Origin of the sequence: Lentzea albidocapillata subsp. violacea, from assembly GCF_900100275.1 — a bacterium.
GTDB classification, from domain to species: Bacteria; Actinomycetota; Actinomycetes; order Mycobacteriales; family Pseudonocardiaceae; genus Lentzea; species Lentzea violacea.
In genome coordinates this window covers 1,012,085-1,029,578 of sequence record NZ_FNET01000001.1, presented here as the reverse complement: position 1 = coordinate 1,029,578, position 17,494 = coordinate 1,012,085, and the positions used below count along the sequence as shown (strand labels likewise).

Sequence of the window (17,494 nt, the reverse complement as noted above, 5' to 3'; positions counted from 1 at the left end):
ACCCACCGATCACTCGCCGCCAAAGCACCCCCGATGCCGCCTGGTCAGTCGAAGGTCGAGTTATACGCCGCGCTGCGGCGCGACTCCCGCGGCAGTGCAAGTACGGCGTCACTTGGAGCGCGGTCAATAAGGCCCTGGCCTCGGCTTGGCCGCAGCCACGCACGATAACCGCTTCGGCGGGGCTGTCGAAGCTGGATCCTTTCAAGTTGCTGATCGACGAGATCCTGCTCATTGATCTGGACGCGACCACGAAACAGCGCCACACCGTCATCCCGGATTTACCGCCGTCTCATCGACGAGTACTCCTCGTCCGAGGCACCGATGAGAGGGTGAAAGCGTCCTGCGAGCAACCATGCGGTCCGGTCTGGGACTGAGAGTCCGGTGTTTATACCTTGCTCGCGACCACCATGTAGTTCTCGGCCTTAAGATCGAACGTGCTCAGTTCCGTTTGGAGTCCGACCCGGTGCAGCTCGACTTCGAGTTCCTCGTACCGGTAGGGCCAGCAGGACAGCAGTTCCGAACGGACAAGAACCAACCCGGTCGCATCAACTTGCGCGATCGCAATCTCGATGTGATGCTCGTCCTCCCAATGCGGCGCGATCTCCCAGCGGTAGACCACGACGGCAGAGCGACCGTTTCGGCGGACGAGTCGGTCACCGATGTCCAGGCGGGAACCTCTGGCCCTCACGAGTTCCCAAGTGCGGGATGTGAGTACCAAGCGCCCGCCGGGGCGCAGAAGCCGTGACATCGACTCCAGAGCAGTACCCCTGCCTGTCGCGCCCGCGGCATGGTGAAGCGAGTTGCCAACGCAGAACACCATGTCGAACGTGTTGTCCTGGAAATGGTCGGGCAACTCTTCCCAGTGCGCCCGCACGGCCCGGACGGATGCCCCGAACTCCTCAGACAACTCTGCAGTCCGACGAACCATCGCCTCGCTGGCGTCAGTGGCGACAACCTGCATGCCACGACCGGCGAGGCCAACCGCCAACTGCCCGGTTCCGCACGAACAGTCCAGGACGTGAGCGTTCGACGGCAGGAGATTGAGGACGTCGTCGAACGACGCAGCGAACTCGGCTGGAGGCAACTTTGCATCCGAGATGAGCCATTCGTACACCTCGGCAAGCACGTCATAACCTGTCACAACTACTACCTCCGTCACACGGCGGACTCACGGTAGGACGCCAGTCCATCAGCGGAGCAAGCCTGGGACCAATGGTTTTCGCAAGGATGGCTCTGACGGTGTTTGTGGGTTGTCAGTTGTCCGTCTGAGTGGATGTCACTGTGGGGCAAGGCCTTGACCGACCCCAGACTCTGCGCCGCCATCGTCGACCGGCTTACCTTCGGCGGCGCCAGCCACGTCGTGACCATGCGTTCAGACCCGAGAGAAACTCGCTCGCGTCGCCCACGACGCAGCTGCAACGCTTTGCGCGTGAATGACCAGAGGCCCGAGAAATGCGTCTTCTGCGCCATCGTCGCCGGAGAGGCCGAGGCGAGCGTGGCATATGCAGATGATCGAGTCGTTGCGTTCATGGACCTCGGCGCGGTGACGCCGGGGCACGTCCTCGTAGTGCCACGGCTGCATGCCATCGGGCTGGAAGACCTGGACGAGGAGACGAGCACACACGTCTGGAGGATCGGCCACCGCGTCGGCCGCGCCCTTCGACGCTCTGGCCTGCGCTGCGAGGGCGTCAACGTGTTCCTCGCCGACGGAGAAGCCGCCTTCCAGGAGATCTTCCACTTCCATCTGCACGTCTTTCCACGCTTCCGCGGCGACAGCTTCCGCATCGACGCAGACTGGGCCACCCGTGCTCGCCATCTGCTCGACGAAGAAGCCAGTGCCGTTCGCCAGGGGCTGGACGTCATCGACGCCGACGCACCACCAGCAGCGCCCGCCAACACAGAGAACTAGCGCTCTGCGCTTGACTCGATCACCCACATAAGTGGGCTTGTACGTTGGGTCCGGGAAAATGATCCATGCGCCCACCTTCGGTCAGGTGGTCCAGATCAGCCCTTACCGCTGGAACGGCGACGACTACTACGGCGCGACGCGACCACACGAACCAGTAGAGCTGTAGCTACCGCGCACACTTGACCACTTCCGCCCGCAGATCACCACAAGATGACCATCTGATCAGGTATCGAGGGCAAATCCCCGATCGCAACGCGCTGTCATGCCGACGAAAGTGGGATCTGACTCCAAGCCCAGGCAGCGCAGCCGCTGAACAGCACAGCGGCGGCCACCCGCGGCACGACAAGCCAGGAGGGTCCTGTTCGCCTGATTCGACCCGCTTCGGTGGCGGTCGGCCGGTCATCCGCGTTGTCGGCGAGCACGCGAGGCAGCCCAGTGGCGCAGGCGCTCGGCGATCTGGACCTCGTGGCCGTTTTGGGTGGGCTGGTAATACGTCTCGCGGTCCATGCCGCCGGGGAAGTAGTCGGCGCCAGAGAAGCCGTCGGCGGTATCGGGGTCGTACTGGTAGTCCTTGCCGTAGCCGAGGTCCTTCATCAGCCGGGTCGGGGCGTTGAGGATGTGGGCGGGTGGCATGAGCGAGCCGGTGCGTCGGGCTGCGTGATGTGCTGCGTTGAAGCCGCGGTAGACGGCGATGGACTTCGGGGCGGTGGCGAGGTAGACAACTGCCTGGGCGATCGCCAATTCGCCCTCGGGGGAGCCGAGTCGCTCGTACACGTCCCAGGCGGCGAGGGCCTGCTGAACCGCGTGCGGGTCGGCCATGCCGATGTCCTCGTTCGCGAAGCGGACCAGCCGGCGGGCCACGAACAGCGGGTCCTCGCCACCGTCGAGCATGCGGGCGAGCCAGTACAGAGCCGCGTCCGGGTCGGAGCCGCGCATCGACTTGTGCAGCGCGGAGATCAGGTTGTAATGGCTCTCCTGCGCCTTGTCGTACAGCGGGGCGCGCTGCTGGATGTGGTGGGCGAGCGCGGTGGTGTCCAGGGGTGTCGCGATATCCGGGATGGCCTGGAGCTGTTCGGCCAGGTTGAGGAGGTAGCGGCCGTCGCCGTCGGCCATGGCGATCAGGGCGTGGCGGGCGTCGTCGTCCAGGGGCAGCCGGTGGCCGGTGAGCTGCTCGGCGCGGTTGAGCAGCGTGGACAGCGCGGCTTCGTCGAGGCGTTTGAGCACGAGGACCTGGGTGCGGGAGAGGAGGGCGCCGTTGAGTTCGAAGCTCGGGTTCTCCGTGGTGGCGCCGATCAGGGCGATCGTGCCGTCCTCGACGTAGGGAAGGAAGCTGTCCTGCTGGGCGCGGTTGAAGCGGTGGATCTCGTCGACGAACAGCAGGGTGCCCTGGCCGACACGGCGACGGTTCTGTGCGGCGGCGAAGACCTTCCGCAGTTCGGCCACACCGGAGAAGGTGGCCGACACTGATTCGAAGGCCAGGTTGCTGCCGTCCGCGAGGAGCCGGGCGATGGTCGTTTTCCCGACGCCGGGCGGTCCCCACAGGATGGCGGAGCCGAGGCGCTGCTGGGCGACCATGCGGCCCAGCGGGGCGTCCGGGGCCAGGAGGTGGTCCTGCCCGACGACATCTTCCAGCCGGGTCGGGCGCAGGCGGTCGGCGAGTGGCCGGGCGGGCTCCTCGTCGAAGAGCGGCAGGGTCGGTTCGATCGGTTCCATCGGACTCTCGGGTGGGAGGCGGGACGTGCGCGGGGCGTGGCGAGCGTTGCACGGGACACCGACAATTGAGAGCTCAGCCGCCGGCGGGAAAGCTCGCGGCGCTCATCGAGTATCAGGGCGGTCGCGTCGCGGCAGCTGCTCGACGACCAGGTCGTAGGAGTTCTCGACCGCGTCGGTGATCAGTCGCTCGGTGATGCCGGCGCCTGGCCCCAGGGAGATCCAATGCCGTTTGTCGAGATAGCGGCCCGGTGTGATTGAGGCGTGGTCGCGTTCTCACGCGCGGGCGTAGTCGGGTTCGCACTTGACCGTGATGATCTGCTCATCCGGGTTGTCGGTGACGATCAGGAACACCTTGCCCACGACCTTGTACACGTCGAGTTCGGGGGTGAAGGGACGTCCGTGGCTGACGCCGGGGAGGGCGAGGGCCGCCTGGCGGGCGGTGTCCTGGAGCCGGTCGCCGGCCGCGCTCACCGGGCCGCCCGCGTTGCGCCGCCGTAGGTGTCCGGGTCGACGGGCTGTTCTGCCTTGCGCAGGTGAGCGACGACGAGCCGGTAGGAGTCGGTGACGAGTTCCCTGACGAACTCCTCGGTGACGCCTTCTCCGCCTTCCAGCGTGATCCAGTGCTTCTTGTTCATGTGGTAGCCGGGGGTGATGTGGTTGTTGTGTTCCCGTAGGGCAAGGGCCTCGCCGGGGTCTGCTTTGAGGATCACGACGGGACGCCCTGGGATCTCGGTCATCAGCATGAACACCTTGCCTCGTACCTTGAAGACTTCCCAGTCAGGGCCGAAGGGATGCTCCAGCCGGGCTCCGGGAAGTTCCTCGGCGCGGTCAGCGGCGGTCTTCTGCAGGATCGATTCGTTCATGGAGCGTTGCCTCCTCGGGCGGTGACGGGCTGTGGCATCGAAGGACGCGGCGGGCGCGCCGCGGTCGCGGCGACGCAGCCCATCCTTTCCCTGAAACAGGCAGAAACGGGTAGTAGGCTGCGGACACGTGATGGTCCACAAGCGACGCTCCCGCACGCGCGGTCAAGCTGAGGCGACCGCGGTTCGGTTGTACGGGTTCCAGCCCCCGGTCGGCACCCCGTACGGGCTCGAGGTGACAACCATCGAGGACTTCTTCGCCCAGCACGACGACTGGCCGTGGAACCCACCCCTGCCGATCCGCACCACCTTCCACTACCTCATCCTGGTCACCGAGGGTGAGCTGTTGCATGATGTCGACCACGTCACGCGGACCATCGCGCTGGGCCAGTGGCTGTGGGTGCGTGCCGGACACGCCCTGCGCTGGCATCCGCCCGGCGTCGCCCGCGGCCCGTTCATCCTGTTCGAGCCCGACGTGCTGATGCCCGGGACCGCGCACCTCCTGGCCTCGCTCACCGCGCACGAGGCCCCTGCCGTGCTGAGCCCGCACCCCGATGACGCCCCCTGGCTCCAGCAGACGGCACTCCAGCTCCTGGACGAACACCGGGCGCTCGGGCGCCGCCCTCTCGATGTCCACCACGCCCTGCGCCGCAGCCTGCTCGAATCGTTGCTGCTGCGCCTCGCCAACGCCCACGGCGTCGCCCCCGCGGACACGACGGCCGGCACGGGCCGTGGTGACACCTACGGACGGTTCGTGGACGCCCTGGAGCTGCACTTCCGCGAACTGCACCGGGCCGCCGACTACGCCGCACTGCTCGGCTGCTCGGTCCGCACCCTCAGCCGCGCCGCCCAGGACGCCACCGGCAACGGGGTACGTGAGCTGATCAACGAGCGGCGGCTGCTCGAAGCCCGGCGCCTGCTGGGAGGCGCCCGGTGGGATGCCCGGACTGTGGCCGCTCACCTCGGCTACACCGATCCCACGAACTTCGGCCGCTTCTTCCGCGACCGCACCGGACTCACCCCGGCCGCCTTCGCGGCCCGCGAAGCCACGCCCGAACCGTGAGCGGAGTGCGGCCCTGACCTCCAGGCGTTTATGCCGCGGGACTCCCGATCGACTCGGAGGTCCACTTGGTCAGGCTGGGGCCCACAGGCTCCGCCGCGGTCAGGAGGCGATCCTTTCGGTCACGGTCTGGGAGAACGCCCAGTTGGAGTGCACGATGAGCCACTGTTCGTCGACGAGCCGGTACCCGTGCGTGGCGTTCCAGGCGCGCCGCTGCTTCTCGTTGCCGTCCTCGTCGAGCACGTAGGTCTTCAGGTTGTAAGCCAGGACGGCGAAGTCGCCGCTGTCGCCGACGTGGACCGTCGGGTTGAGGTACTCACTGCGCACGATGTGCGGGTTGGAGTAGATGGACGACAGCCACGCGACGGTCTTCTCCTTGCCTACGACGATGTTCTCGAGGATCGGGTCGAAGTAGCTCACCTCGTCCGCGAAGCCGTCCAGGTAGCCGCCTGGGTCGCCGACGCTGAAGCGTTCGTTGTACGACTTCTCCAGCTCGATGATGGCTTTGCTGACTTCTTCTTTGTTGACGCCCACGGCGTCCTTCTTTTCCTTGTGCATGCCCCAGCCGGCGCCTATCGGCGAACCAGGGATGTGTTTCTTTCAGTCGTCCAGGACGACGACGTGCTTGCCCGGCGTGGTGCCGGACTCGAGGTCGGCCTGGGCGTCTCGGACTTGTTCCAGGCCGTGGTAGACCTTCGTGACCGGGACGTTGAGGCGTCCGGCGGCGATGGCCTGGAGCTGGTGGGCGAAGACGTCGGCCGGGAGGTCGCTGGCCTTACCGCCGTAGGAGGTGAGGCGCACCCCGAAGGGGATCATGAACGGGGTGAAACCGGGGATCGTCCACTGGCCTCCCAGGGCTCCGGTGAAGCAGACGGTGCCGTGCCGGCGGACGGTGCGGAGAGTGTCGGCGAGGACCGAGCAGCCCACCAGCTCCAGTGCGGCGTCGACGCCGTCCGGGATCAGCTCGCGCACCTGGTCGGCGATGGTGCCGTTGTCGATGAGGGGATGGTCGACGCCCGCGGCCCGCAGTTCCCCGGCCCGGCCGGGGCTGCGGGTGGTGGAGATGACGGTGGCGCCGAGGTCCTTCGCGATGGTGGCCGCGCTCAGTCCGACCGTGGAGGTGCCGCCGCGGATCAGCAGCGTCTGCCCGGGCTTGAGGTCCAGTCCGGTGGTCAGGGATCCGTAGCCGGTCTGGAACATCTCCGGCAGCGCGCCGACGACGTCCCATGGCAGGCTGGTCTCGAACGGGATTACCTGCCCTGCGGGGACGGTGACGTACTGCGCGTACGCGCCGTCGTAGGAGCGGCCCATGCCGCCCATCATCGTGGCCACCTGCTGACCTGGCCGCAGCCCGCTGTCTTCGTCGGCCTCGTCGACCACGCCGACGCTCTCGATGCCGGGCACGCGCGGGTAGGTGACCACCGCGTCCGACTCACCCTTGCGGGTGGTGACCTCGGACTCGTTGACGCCGAACGCCTTCACCTTGATCCGCACCCAGCCGGGCTCGCGGACGGGCACCGGCACGTCCTTGATCTCCAGTGCATCGAGGCCGCCGGGCCGGGTGACGACGACGGCCCGCATCGTCGCCGGTGCGACGCCGCCGGTTGCTGTCGATTGGCTCATGCCGAACTCCGTGTTCTGTTCGTCCCCTGGGAATGTGAAGGCGGAGCCGGGGCTCCAGGCGCAGGTGCCCAGGTGCTCAGTCAGTGGCGTGGTGACTCGTCAGGGGCGGTCGATGTTCTCCCACAGGTCGAGGGCCTGCTGGTAGTGGGCGGTGGCCTCGAAGGGCGGGTTGCCGACGCTTCCCGAGGTGGGCCGGTCGGTGACGGCGGGCCACAGACGGGCCTGCTCGCCGGTGACGAAGTCGAGCACGATGTCGCGGATACGCGTGTCGCGTTCGGCCTGATCCGCGCTGCGGCCCGGCTGTTCCTGGCCGACGAGGGCATACATCTCGCTGCCGTGCACGGCGGGTCTGCCCTCCGCGGGACCGATCGTGAGGAGGTGGGCGTTGCCGCCGGCGGCGGCGTGGGCCAGGGCGCCGCGGGCCGCGGGGAGCCCGAAGATGTAGTCCGTCAGGAGCGCGGCACGGACCTCGGCGGGGGTGCGGCCGCCCTGGTCGTAAGCATCGACGATCTTCTTGGCGCGAGAGCGGGGAATGCGCCAGCCCGCGACCTCGTCGGTGATGCGGTCCACGGTGTGCGGGTCGAACCGGTCGAGGTTGTTCGCCACCCACCAACCCATGTCGTCGGTGGCCATGCTCAGGAGTACGTCGATGTCCCGGTGCGAGCCGGAGGCGAGGACGTCCATGGGGTGGGCGTGCAGCACCGCGCCGGGCTGGTCGGTGTCCAGGACGACGCCGAGGCTCTTGCTGTCCATCCCGCCGCGGACTCCGAGGTCGGTCGGGGTGACCTTGTGCAGGGCGGTCACCAGGGCGGCGGTGTCGAGGTCGATCAGCTTGTCGGGGTTGCTCGCCACGCCGAGCTCGGTGACGAACCGCTCCGCGAGCTCCTCGGCCCACCAGGCGGGCTGGAGACGGGTGGGCCCGGCGGAAAACCCGGCGAGTCGCCGGTACAGGCCGTCCGCGGAGGAGGCACCGAGCAGCCCGAACGTGGAGTAGGCGCCGGCGCTGTGGCCGAAGACGGTGACCTGGCCGGGATCGCCGCCGAAGGAGGCGATGTTCTGCTTGATCCAGGCGAGCGCGGCGATGATGTCCTGCAGGCCGAGGTTGCTGGCTTCGGCGAGCCGGCCGCCGTACTGCGAGAGCGAGACCGCACCCAGCGCGCCGAGCCGGTAGTTGACCGACACGCCCACCACCCGCCCCGACGCGGCGAGACCGGCGGCGTTCGAGGTGATCTGCGTGTTCGCGCCGTACTCGAATCCGCCGCCGTGGATGTACACGGCCACCGGGAGCGCCTTCCCCGCCGGCTGCTCGGGAGCCCACACGTTCAGGTTCAGGCAGTCCTCGCCAGTCCCGCTGTCCGCTTCGAGCCAGTCGCCGCTGTCGGGCTGGACGGGGGCGACGCCCTTGCGGTCATACGGGCGGCCCGGATTGAAGTCCACGAGCACGGGGCGGCGGTATCGCTCGGCGGTGGCGAACGGGATTCCCCACCAGGACCGCACCCCTGGTGTAGTCGGGGCCGTGGGTGCGGTGGCTGTCATGACGTGTCCTTCCGGCGCGGATCAGGTGTTCGCGCAGCGTGTCGGCGACTGGTTGCTCACGGTGACGCTTTCCCATCATTTCCTGGGATTCGGCAAATCGCTCTGCGATCACCGGACACGTGATGGTCACCAGGTGACACTGCAGAAAAACTCCGGGTCGGCAGTCGGCGGAGGGGATCGAGCGCCGCGAAGAGCCGCTCGATCGAAGGCCCGACCGAGTGAAAGATCGTGAACTCGTAGTCCGGGGTTCAGGCTCGGGCGAGATAGCGGGTGAGCATGAGGGCGACGGCTTCGTCCACGACGGTGGTGTCGGCGGGATTGGGGAGCGCCCGGCAAGGCTGAGCATTCGGTCGTCCTGGTCGACTTGACCTCGACGAGCAGGATCACGTCTTCGAAGAAGACGATCCAGTCGACGCTTGTCGCAAAGCAGCCGACGGGTGTTCTTGTACGAGATGGATGGGTGCACTGCCGCGCTGGCGAGCTGCTGGAGTTGCCGGCCGACGTACGCCTCGAAGAGGTGGCCGATGTCGCGGGCGAACTTGTTTCCCCAGCGCTGTACGCCGGTGTGGAAGATCCCGAGGGGGCACCGCTTCCGGGTTCTTCACGACGTCGAGCGGGCGGTCACGGTGATCATGGTCGCGGTGGTCCGGCTAGCCAAATACGACCTCGCGCGTCATTGCCTCATCTGGCAGCGCGATCGGCGTAGCGTGCGGTCGCCGAACAGCTCGACGGTGCTGTGCTTGTCGGTCACAACCTGTCGTTTGACAACGGTTTGCTGAAGGCGGAGTTCGCTCGTGCGGGTAGGCAGTTCGGCGTTCGTCCCGTGGCCGGACCTCTGTTGCCTGCGTTGCGCTGTTCAGACGTCTCGTGCGTGGCAGCGTGCCGTATCGGAGGAGCTGATCGACGGCGTCGGTTCGGTCGTTGCGGAATTCTTCGACGTGGGTGTGTCGCGACGCTGGCCGTGGGAGGACCGTCCTGAAGCGGCGGCGTTGCTGGCCGCGGCAGCGGTCCCAGGTCGCGATTTCGACGCGGTGGTCGTGGGGGAGTACGAGCGGGCGTTTTACGGCGGTCAGTTCCGCAAGGTTGTGTCCGGGCTGAACGCGCTGGGTGTTGCGGTGTGGTTGCCGGAGGCCGGTGGTCCGGTGGAGCTGGGTAGCCCTGTGCACGAGGCGTTGCGCTGAGGTGGAACCCGGTCAGCGAGTGGGAGGTGTCCGAGCGGATCGCCCACGAGCCTCTCGTGGATGACGAGACGTTCCTCGCGGTGCAGGGAATGCGGGCAGCGAAGCCGACCAAGGTCGGAGAGGTTCGGCTGTACCTGTTGGCTGGGCTGGTGGTGTGTGGCCACTGTGGTCGGCGGATGGACGGACACTGGGTCCACGGGCGAGCTGGCTATCGATGCCGACATGGCTTCACGAGCGTCAGGCGCCGCCCTGACGGCGCACCGCGAAACTTCTACGTCCGTGAAGATCACCTGCTTGAGGCACTCCCCAGGCCTACTTGAGTTGCCGGTTGAACCTGCGGAGGAGGACGTACTCGCGGAGATGGTTGATCAAGTCCGCGAGCAACGCCTGCAGATCGAATACGCCGACCAGCGAGTGAAACTTCGATCCGCCCCGCAGGCTGTGAATACCGCGGAACCTGCCCGTCGTTCAGTACAGCCGACGCTCGCGTTGGAATGGTGTGAGGCGATGAAAACGGCCGAAATATAAATTACCCCACGGGATTCTGACGAATCCCGTGGGGTAAGAGAACGTCCGAGACTTGGACACCAGTGAGTGGCAAGCTTGCGCGGTTTGTGTGTTCATGTGTTTATAGGTAGCTCGCCGCCAGTCCGGAGTGCCAATCTGCGAAATCGGACATTGACATTCTGATGCAGGGTAAAATAGGTATCGGTAGTCTTGGTGTCCAAGCCTTAAGCGGTTCAACGGCTCAAGCAACGCAGGCATTCTCCTGCATATCTGGCGGGCCTGGCTGGACGGCCGGGCCAGCGAGTTTCGTTTCCTGGTTCGTGACAGCGCCGGTCAGTTCACGACGTCGTTCGATTCCGTTCTCGCGGACGCCGGGATCGACGTTGTGAAGATTCCGCCGCGGTGTCCGCGGTCCAACTGCTACGCGGAACGGTTTGTCGGCACTGTCAGACGCGAGGTCACGGATCGGCTGCTGATCATCAACGAGCGGTACCTGGAGTCAGTGCTGAACCGCTACGTCTCCCACTACAACCAGCGGCGACCACACCGGGCGCTACACCACTCTCCACCACGACCCGATCACCCGATCGGAGACCCAGGCTGTAGATCTGTACGTCGTCGGCGAGCGCTTGGTGGCTTGATCAACGAGTATGAACCTGGAGCAGCGTGATCCGCAGGTCAGGCACGTTGCGCCATGTTTTGGCACCCCACACGGTCCAGCGGGATCCGTCCACGAGCGGTTGTTGGCCAGCAGTGCGGTCGTCACGCTGGAGGAGGTGAACTCGACCGGTCGGCCGTGGACGTTCCGATGATGCCTTGGTCTGGCCGAGGGTCACACGATGCCGTACTGGCGGATCTTTCGGTAGATCGTGGCTCGCGACATGCCGATCGCCTTCGCGGCCTTCGTCGGGTTCTCGTGGTTGTCCCGCAACGCGTTGACGATCGCATCGCGTTCGAGCGCCTCGATCGGCCTAAGCCGCCGATGGCCCGCGGACCGGCATTCCGCCGGAAGGTCGGCGACGTCGACGACGCCCTTGGGACGGTGCTTGATCGTGGTGGCGAGCACCCCGCGCAGTTGGCTCACGTTGCCCGGCCAGTCGAGCCGGGCCAGCTGCGCCAGCGCCTGGGGCGAGCACCTCAGCTGGTCGTCCTTGGTCAACTGCCGGAGCAGGTGATGCACGAGGTCGGGCAGGTCGTCGATGTGGTGGCGTAACGCGGGAACCTCGACGGTGCGCGGGAAGATCGACCGTAAGGGCGCTCCGGCGTCGGGCGTCCGCAATGCGACGACCACCCGCGCCGCGTCCCACGTGCGGTCAGTGAGCAGGTCCGCCGTCGCGGACGCCTGCTGGCTGGTCAGCCGCTCGATGTGCCGGAGCACGACCGTGGCGCCCGGGGTGGTCAGATCCTCGGTCAGGGTGTCGAGCCAGCCGTCGAACTCACCTGCCGCGGGCGCCCGCGTGACGCGGAAGTGCCTGCCCGGCTCGTGCTGCTGGTGCACCGCGCGCAGCAAGGCGAGCTTGCCCGAACCCGCTTCGCCCTCGACCGCGAACCAGTCGCCTGTCGCGAAGCACGCGGACGCCTGCTGAATCGACCGCGTCCACGCCGGCCCGCTGCCCGCAAGCCCCGCCGGCCGCCGGCGCGGCGAGACACCGCCGACCGGCCCCTCCGACGGCTGTTCGAGTCGAATGCGGAACACACCGCCCGCGAGCCCGGAACCGGTCGACGCGGGGGAGTAGCGCAGATGTGCGGTGCGCCCGCTGGGCAGTTCCACCGTGCGCAGCGCGTGGCGGTTGTCCGCACGCATCGTGTCGACCGCGTACCCGATCAACGTTTGCTGTTCGGCCGGGTCGACGAGTTGGCGCAGGGCGTCGTTCAGCATCACGACGTCGTTGTTCAACGCCAGCACCGGGCCGGAGAAGCGCTGGCAGATCGTCATGTACTCGTGCACCAGTGCCAGTTCCCGCCTCCCGGTCTGGGCGCGCAGTTCGGCTTCGATCTGGCGCGCCGTGGACGACGCCAGTGCCAGCAGCATCGGGCCCGGTGTCTGGCTCCACGTCGTGATGTCGAGGACACCGATCACCTTGCCCCGAATCGGGTGGCGGATCGGTGTTCCCGCGCAGGCGAACTGTCCCAGCTCACCGGAGTAGTGCTCGCGGCCGTCGATGAAGGAAGGTGACCGGCTGGAGATCGCGGTACCGATTCCGTTCGTGCCGACGAACTGCTCGGCATAGCTGAAACCGGGCGCCAGCTGCACGGAGTCGAGCGCTTTGCCGATCTGGTGGGTGGAGCAGCGCCGGTCGAGCACCAGGCCGGTGTGGTCGGTCAGGATCGTGCCGACGGCCTCCCCGCTGAGCTGTTCGTGCAACAGGTCGAGGATCGGGGCGGCACTTCGGGCCAGCGGAGTCTCGAGATCGGGATCGCGGATGAACGGCGCGAGAATCCGGTCCACGTCCACGTTGTTCTCCCGCGACCGCTCCCAGGACGCGAGTATCGACGGCCGGATCCGCGGAGCCGGGGTGAGGCTGCCGCTGAGGAAGCTGTCGCGGGCGTGGCCTACCTCGACGTCCGTGGTCATGGAGACCTCTGAGATCAAAGACAAGCCGGACGTGCGCGGCGCCTTTGCCACGGAAGCCTCCTCGGATCGGCCGATACCCATCGTAGGCCAGCTGGCTGTGACGGCGATCTCAGATTGAGACGGTTGCCGTCTTGTGCACGGGGTGTGATGAGCGAGGCCCCCAAAGGTCGACACCGGGAACAGGACTCGGGGCCACGGGTCATCGACCGGGCCGGCACACCGAATCCAGTCTCGAGAGAAGAGGACTACGCGGTGAGCAGACAGAGTCTGAGCAAGGCGCACGAGAAGATCACAGAGTTGTCGTGGGAACCGACCTTCGCCACTCCGGCGAAGAAGTTCGGCACCGACTACAAGTTCGACAAGTCGCCGAAGAAGGACCCGCTCAAGCAGATTCTGCGCTCCTACTTCCCGATGGAGGAGGAGAAGGACAACCGGGTTTTCGGCGCGATGGACGGCGCGATTCGCGGGAACATGTTCCGGCAGGTGCAGGAGCGCTGGATGGAGTGGCAGAAGCTGTTCCTGTCCATCATCCCGTTTCCGGAGATCTCGGCGGCGCGGGCGATGCCGCTGGCGATCGACGCCGTGCCGAACCCCCAGATCCACAACGGCCTCGCGGTGCAGATGATCGACGAGGTGCGGCACTCGACGATCCAGATGAACCTCAAGCGCCTGTACATGAACCACTACATCGACCCCGCCGGGTTCGACATCACCGAGAAGGCATTCGCCAACAGCTACTGCGGCACGATCGGCCGCCAGTTCGGCGAAGGCTTCATCACCGGTGACGCCATCACCGCGGCGAACGTGTATCTGACGCTGGTCGCGGAGACCGCGTTCACGAACACGCTGTTCGTGGCGATGCCGTCCGAGGCGGCAGCCAACGGCGACTACCTGCTGCCCACGGTGTTCCACTCGGTGCAGTCCGACGAGTCGCGGCACATCAGCAACGGCTATTCGATTCTGCTGATGGCGTTGGCAGACGAGGACAACCGGCAGCTGCTGGAGCGGGACCTGCGCTACGCGTGGTGGAACAACCACTGTGTCGTGGACGCGGCGATCGGCACGTTCATCGAATACGGCACGAAGGACCGCCGCAAGGAACGGGACTCCTACGCCGAGATGTGGCGGCGCTGGATCTACGACGACTACTACCGCAGCTACCTGATCCCGCTGGAGAAGTACGGTCTGGTCATCCCGCACGACCTGGTCGAGAAGGCGTGGGACCGGATCTACAACCAGCACTACGTGCACCGCGTCGCGCAGTTCTTCGCGACCGGCTGGCCGGTCAACTACTGGCGGATCGACGCCATGACCGACACGGACTTCGAGTGGTTCGAGCACAAGTACCCCGGCTGGTACGACCAGTTCGGCAAGTGGTGGGAGGCCTACAACAGGCTCGCCTACCCCGGCAAGAACAAGCCGATCGCGTTCGAGGACGTCGGCTACGAGTACCCGCACCGCTGCTGGACGTGCATGGTGCCGGCCCTGGTCCGCGAGGACATGGTCGTAGAGAAGGTCGACGGGCAGTGGCGCACCTACTGCTCGGAGCCCTGTCACTGGACCGACGCGGTGGCGTTCAGGCCCGAGTACGAGGGCAGGGACACCCCGAACATGGGGCGGCTCACCGGCAAGCGCGAATGGGAAACGCTGTACCACGGCCAGGACCTCGCCGACATCATCTCCGACCTCGGTTACGTCCGGGACGACGGCAAGACCCTCATCCCGCAACCGCACCTCGACCTCAGCGACCCCAAGAAACTGTGGACGCTCGACGACGTGCGCGGCATCCCGTTCGGCAGCCCGAACGTGACGCTCAACGAGATGACCGACGCCGAGCGCGAGGCGTGGGCGGCCTCCTACCGCGCCAATCCGAACCGGACGCCTTCGGGCGTGTGACGACGCCGCGGACCAGGCGGGGTGGGCGACGCACACCACCCACCTCGCCTCCGCTCGGTCCTGAAACCGCGTCGGAAGGGCGGCAGGCGATGGATGATCAGCACAAGGTGCGTTTCGAGCCCGTGGGCATCGAGATCGAGGTGTCCGAGGACGAGACCGTGCTCGACGCGGCGTTCCGGCAGGGCGTGATGCTCATGCACGGGTGCAAAGAAGGCCAGTGTTCGGCGTGCAAGTCGTTCCTGGTCGAAGGTGACGTCCAGATGGACCGCTATTCGACGTTCGCTCTCGCGGACTACGAGAGCGACGAGGGGTACGTCCTGCTCTGCCGGACGCACGCCTACTCCGACCTCGAGGTCGAGCTGATCAACTTCGACGAGGAGATGATCCACTCCGGCCTGCCGGTGGTCACGGTGAGCACCGAAATCGTCTCGATGACCGACCTGAGCCGCGACATCACCCGGCTGGTGCTGCGGATCGCAGAGGGGGAACTGCGCTACTACCCCGGCCAGTACGTCGACATCCGGATCCCGGCCCACGACGAGCACCGGTCGTTCTCGATGGCGGCGCCACCGTCCCAGGACGGGACGCTCGAGTTCATCATCAAGCGCTATCCCGGTGGCCACTTCTCCGGCTTGCTGGAAGGTGAGCTGGCTGTCGGGGACAAGCTCGACGTGACCGGCCCATACGGGACGTTCACACTCAAGGCCTCCTCGGAACGCAAACTCGTGTTCGCCGCCGGCGGCGCGGGAATGGCGCCGATGCTGGCCCTGCTGCGGCAGATGGCCGAGAGCCGCAACGAGCGCGAGGTCGTCTTCTACTACGGGGCGCGCACCGAAGCCGACCTGATCTCGCTGGAGGAGATCGCCGAACTGCGGGAACGGTTGCCGCAGTTGACGTTCGTACCGTGCCTGTCGGAGTCCTGGCCCGAGGGTTGGAGCGACGCCACCACCGGCTTCGTCCATGACGTCGTCGGGCGGCATGAGCATTCCCTGTCGTCCTGCGACGTCTACCTGTGCGGTCCGCCACCGATGATCGACGCGGCACTCGGGCTGCTGACCGAGGCGGGCGTCCCGCAGGAGCAGGTGCACTTCGACAAGTTCACCATCACCGCCGAGTCCGGCAACGACTGACAGCCAGCCACACCACGAGGAAGAAGGCTGTTTCATGAGCACGCCAGCCAAGGAAAAGAAGCACGAGGCTCCCGCGAGCTTTCCGAAGCCTGAGTTCACCGGCGCCGAGGCGGGGATGCAGACCTTCCCCAGTTCCACCAGCAGGTCGTACAACTACTTCAAGCCGAGGAAGATGCGGGCCACCGTCTACGAGGACGTGACGACCGACGTCCAGCCGGACCCGGAGCGGCACCTCAGCCAGGGCTGGATCTACGGGTTCGCAGCGAGTGACGGCGGCTACCCGCTCGACTGGACCGCACTCAGGAGCGGCAACTGGCACGCCTTCCTCGACCCGAACGAGGAGTGGGAGCAGACGATCTACCGCAACAACGCCAACGTGGTGCGGCAGATCGAACTCAACCTCCAGAACGCCAAGGAGGCCGGCGCCTACGCGCACTGGTCGCCGACGTGGACCAGGTTCGTGGCGGAGAACGTCGGCGCGTGGATGCACGCCGAGCAGGGTCTGGGCATGCACGTCTTCGTGACCGCGCAGCGTTCCGCGCCCACCAACATGATCAACAACGCGATCGCCGTCAACAGCGTCCACCGGCTCCGGTTCGCGCAGGACCTGGCGCTGTACAACCTGGACCTGAGCCAGTCCATCGAGGCCTTCGACGGTGCCGCGCACCGTGCCACGTGGAAGGACAACCCTTCGTGGCAAGGGGTTCGGGAGAACGTCGAACTCCTGACCGCGGTCGATGACTGGGCCGAGGCCGTGTTCGCGACCAACGTCGTGTTCGAGCCGCTCGTGGGGGTGCTGTTCCGCAGCGACTTCCTCATGCAGATCGCGGCGCGCAACGGCGACTACATCACCCCGACGCTGATCGGCGCGGGTGAGAACGACTACGCCCGCGACCTGCGCTACACCCGCGCCCTTTTCTCGTTGCTGACCAACGACCCCGAGCACGGCGAGCACAACAAAGCTGTGATGCAGGGCTGGCTCGACAAGTGGGTTCCGGTCAGCACACACGCCGCGCACGAGCTGCAGCCGATCTGGTCGCAGCCCGCGGACCGGGCGGTCACCTTCGCGGACTCCTGCTCCGCCGCGACCGCCGACTTCCGGACCCTGATCACCGAGCTCGGCCTCGTCATGTCGAAGGAGCAGTGAAGTGACCTCTTCCGCGAGTTTCGACGTCAACCGCACGTCGTCCAACATGTGCGGCGTCACGCTCATGAACAACCAGAACGGCTACGTCGTCGCGGAGGTCATGGGCGCCAAGGACGGCATCGTGATCTCCGAGTTCCCGTCGATGATCCGCGTGGACGGCCCGAACAAGATCGTCTTCGACTACGCGGAGATCTCCGACGCGCTGGGCACGGAGTTCGACGGGTCGGACTTCGAGGAGATCATGTCGACCCACTACGGCCGCATGGTCCACCTCGACGACAAGACGATCATGTTCGCCAATCCCGAGGACGCCGCCGAGTACATCGACTTCGACCTCAAGCCGGTCGAGTAGGAGAG

General features: G+C 66.5%; 17 protein-coding genes. 9 read left to right on the top strand and 8 right to left on the bottom strand.

Features of this window, described 5'->3' with window-relative positions:
- Positions 1-385 precede the first annotated feature (385 nt).
- Positions 386-1,126 carry a class I SAM-dependent methyltransferase gene (locus BLR21_RS04625; protein WP_256334459.1) on the bottom strand — a complete coding sequence of 247 codons (741 nt, stop codon included), beginning with the start codon at positions 1,124-1,126 and terminating at the stop codon, positions 386-388.
- 168 nt (positions 1,127-1,294) lie between these two features.
- Between BLR21_RS04625 and BLR21_RS04620 the strand changes: the two genes are divergently transcribed.
- Positions 1,295-1,909: an HIT family protein gene (locus tag BLR21_RS04620; protein WP_256334458.1), complete on the top strand. Its 615-nt coding sequence runs from the start codon at positions 1,295-1,297 to the stop codon at positions 1,907-1,909.
- 399 nt (positions 1,910-2,308) lie between these two features.
- Here BLR21_RS04620 and BLR21_RS04615 read toward each other — a convergent pair whose 3' ends face one another.
- The 3 genes from BLR21_RS04615 to BLR21_RS04605 form a co-directional block, all read right to left on the bottom strand.
- Positions 2,309-3,622 (bottom strand): replication-associated recombination protein A, encoded by a 1,314-nt coding sequence (locus BLR21_RS04615; RefSeq protein WP_090004307.1) that lies wholly within the window; start codon positions 3,620-3,622, stop codon positions 2,309-2,311.
- 273 nt (positions 3,623-3,895) lie between these two features.
- On the bottom strand, positions 3,896-4,093 hold the full coding sequence (locus tag BLR21_RS43105) for an MmcQ/YjbR family DNA-binding protein (RefSeq protein ID WP_218130730.1): 198 nt from the start codon (positions 4,091-4,093) through the stop codon (positions 3,896-3,898).
- Positions 4,090-4,485: an MmcQ/YjbR family DNA-binding protein gene (locus tag BLR21_RS04605; RefSeq protein ID WP_090004306.1), complete on the bottom strand. Its 396-nt coding sequence runs from the start codon at positions 4,483-4,485 to the stop codon at positions 4,090-4,092. The genes BLR21_RS43105 and BLR21_RS04605 overlap by 4 nt, the downstream gene beginning before the upstream one ends.
- Before the next feature lie 232 nt (positions 4,486-4,717).
- Here BLR21_RS04605 and BLR21_RS04600 point away from each other — a divergent pair, with 232 nt between their 5' ends.
- Entirely contained in the window at positions 4,718-5,545 is an 828-nt protein-coding gene (locus BLR21_RS04600) for a helix-turn-helix domain-containing protein (protein ID WP_256334457.1), read from the top strand.
- Positions 5,546-5,644: 99 nt separating this feature from the next.
- On the opposite strand, the gene BLR21_RS04595 is transcribed toward BLR21_RS04600, so the two are convergent.
- The 3 genes from BLR21_RS04595 to BLR21_RS04585 all read right to left on the bottom strand — a co-directional run bounded on the left by BLR21_RS04595 (position 5,645) and on the right by BLR21_RS04585 (position 8,701).
- Entirely contained in the window at positions 5,645-6,100 is a 456-nt protein-coding gene (locus BLR21_RS04595; RefSeq protein WP_090004304.1) for a YybH family protein, read from the bottom strand.
- Between the two features lie 42 nt (positions 6,101-6,142).
- A complete protein-coding gene (locus tag BLR21_RS04590; protein WP_090004303.1) occupies positions 6,143-7,165 on the bottom strand; it encodes an alcohol dehydrogenase catalytic domain-containing protein in 1,023 nt (340 codons plus the stop codon).
- A gap of 99 nt (positions 7,166-7,264) precedes the next feature.
- Positions 7,265-8,701 (bottom strand): carboxylesterase family protein, encoded by a 1,437-nt coding sequence (locus BLR21_RS04585; protein WP_090004302.1) that lies wholly within the window; start codon positions 8,699-8,701, stop codon positions 7,265-7,267.
- 794 nt (positions 8,702-9,495) lie between these two features.
- On the opposite strand from BLR21_RS04585, the gene BLR21_RS43525 reads away from it, so the two are divergent.
- The 3 genes from BLR21_RS43525 to BLR21_RS43515 all read left to right on the top strand — a co-directional run bounded on the left by BLR21_RS43525 (position 9,496) and on the right by BLR21_RS43515 (position 11,059).
- On the top strand, positions 9,496-9,882 hold the full coding sequence (locus tag BLR21_RS43525) for a hypothetical protein (protein WP_256334456.1): 387 nt from the start codon (positions 9,496-9,498) through the stop codon (positions 9,880-9,882).
- Positions 9,883-9,971: 89 nt separating this feature from the next.
- Positions 9,972-10,202, top strand: a complete 231-nt coding sequence (locus tag BLR21_RS44500; RefSeq protein WP_338061029.1) for a recombinase zinc ribbon domain-containing protein — start codon at positions 9,972-9,974, stop codon at positions 10,200-10,202.
- Positions 10,203-10,774: 572 nt separating this feature from the next.
- Positions 10,775-11,059 (top strand): integrase core domain-containing protein, encoded by a 285-nt coding sequence (locus BLR21_RS43515; RefSeq protein ID WP_256334455.1) that lies wholly within the window; start codon positions 10,775-10,777, stop codon positions 11,057-11,059.
- Between the two features lie 162 nt (positions 11,060-11,221).
- Here the strand turns inward: BLR21_RS43515 and BLR21_RS04565 are convergent, their stop codons facing one another.
- Positions 11,222-13,015 (bottom strand): sigma-54-dependent Fis family transcriptional regulator, encoded by a 1,794-nt coding sequence (locus tag BLR21_RS04565; RefSeq protein WP_176929448.1) that lies wholly within the window; start codon positions 13,013-13,015, stop codon positions 11,222-11,224.
- Positions 13,016-13,216: 201 nt separating this feature from the next.
- Between BLR21_RS04565 and BLR21_RS04560 the strand changes: the two genes are divergently transcribed.
- The 4 genes from BLR21_RS04560 to mimD all read left to right on the top strand — a co-directional run bounded on the left by BLR21_RS04560 (position 13,217) and on the right by mimD (position 17,489).
- The gene (locus BLR21_RS04560) at positions 13,217-14,860 is read left to right on the top strand and encodes a ferritin family protein (RefSeq protein ID WP_090004298.1); all 1,644 of its coding nucleotides are present in this window, start codon (positions 13,217-13,219) and stop codon (positions 14,858-14,860) included.
- Between the two features lie 89 nt (positions 14,861-14,949).
- Positions 14,950-15,990 (top strand): FAD-binding oxidoreductase, encoded by a 1,041-nt coding sequence (locus BLR21_RS04555; protein ID WP_090004297.1) that lies wholly within the window; start codon positions 14,950-14,952, stop codon positions 15,988-15,990.
- Between the two features lie 34 nt (positions 15,991-16,024).
- Positions 16,025-17,137, top strand: coding sequence for an aromatic/alkene monooxygenase hydroxylase subunit beta (locus BLR21_RS04550; protein ID WP_090004296.1), 1,113 nt, complete (start codon positions 16,025-16,027; stop codon positions 17,135-17,137).
- A 1-nt stretch (position 17,138) separates the two neighbouring features.
- Positions 17,139-17,489 (top strand): propane 2-monooxygenase effector subunit MimD, encoded by a 351-nt coding sequence (gene mimD / locus BLR21_RS04545; RefSeq protein WP_420843849.1) that lies wholly within the window; start codon positions 17,139-17,141, stop codon positions 17,487-17,489.
- Positions 17,490-17,494 lie beyond the last annotated feature (5 nt).

What these genes read in the sequence shown, in the direction of transcription:
- BLR21_RS04615 (WP_090004307.1), bottom strand. Translation starts at nt 3,622, where the DNA reads ATGGAACCGATCGAACCGACCCTGCCGCTCTTCGACGAGGAGCCCGCC.
- BLR21_RS04605 (WP_090004306.1), bottom strand. Translation starts at nt 4,485, where the DNA reads ATGAACGAATCGATCCTGCAGAAGACCGCCGCTGACCGCGCCGAGGAA.
- BLR21_RS04595 (WP_090004304.1), bottom strand. Translation starts at nt 6,100, where the DNA reads ATGCACAAGGAAAAGAAGGACGCCGTGGGCGTCAACAAAGAAGAAGTC.
- BLR21_RS04590 (WP_090004303.1), bottom strand. Translation starts at nt 7,165, where the DNA reads ATGAGCCAATCGACAGCAACCGGCGGCGTCGCACCGGCGACGATGCGG.
- BLR21_RS04585 (WP_090004302.1), bottom strand. Translation starts at nt 8,701, where the DNA reads ATGACAGCCACCGCACCCACGGCCCCGACTACACCAGGGGTGCGGTCC.
- BLR21_RS44500 (WP_338061029.1), top strand. Translation starts at nt 9,972, where the DNA reads ATGCGGGCAGCGAAGCCGACCAAGGTCGGAGAGGTTCGGCTGTACCTG.
- BLR21_RS04555 (WP_090004297.1), top strand. Translation starts at nt 14,950, where the DNA reads ATGGATGATCAGCACAAGGTGCGTTTCGAGCCCGTGGGCATCGAGATC.
- BLR21_RS04550 (WP_090004296.1), top strand. Translation starts at nt 16,025, where the DNA reads ATGAGCACGCCAGCCAAGGAAAAGAAGCACGAGGCTCCCGCGAGCTTT.